This window comes from Rhizobium sp. BR 315 (assembly GCF_050577975.1).
Taxonomy (GTDB): domain Bacteria; phylum Pseudomonadota; class Alphaproteobacteria; order Rhizobiales; family Rhizobiaceae; genus Rhizobium; species Rhizobium miluonense.
Window position 1 is genome coordinate 1 of sequence record NZ_JARWKZ010000173.1, and the last position, 572, is coordinate 572.

Annotated in this window: 1 protein-coding gene; it reads left to right on the forward strand. The window is 31.6% G+C overall.

The window, feature by feature from the left end; all coding sequences use genetic code 11:
• Positions 1–369 precede the first annotated feature (369 nt).
• On the forward strand, positions 370–572 hold a 203-nt coding region (gene cdiI / locus QD409_RS35605; RefSeq protein WP_430765062.1), incomplete at its 3' end, for a ribonuclease toxin immunity protein CdiI.

Genomic DNA, 572 nt, shown 5'->3' on the forward strand with positions numbered 1-572 from the left:
GATATGCTGGTTTAAATAAAAATAAAAATATCGGAAATGTAAATAAGAGATTAATGACTTAAGTTTTGGTATACTTTCAAGGCTAACTGGGGTCAGTGAAGAGATTTTACTTAATTTAACATATCATCGAGAAATTTTAGGTAGTATTACTCAAACTGATGTTTCGATAATATTAAATTATTTTAAAAAAAGGGGCTTACACAGCAAGGTAGAAAAAAATATTGTCCAAAGTGTCTGGAAGAAAAGACATTCTTTAAAAAAGAATGGGAGCTAGTTTGCTATCAAGTTTGTTGGTTACATAGACAAAGAGACAGGCAATATTAAGAACTTTTTCCCATCTATTGAATAAAGAATGAGGTGTTATTGATTATGACTGAATTAACAAAAGAGGAACAAAGGAAACTCATCAGATTTTTTTATGCACATATGGGGACTGGCCGATTTTTGACCATATTAGAACAGTATTCYAARGRATGGGGATAYGGAGACGAATACGCRCRATATGTTTTTGCGARYTATTAYGAAGAWTGGGAAGAAGATTAYTTCGGWGAAGAAGGTATAGCCTACTATAT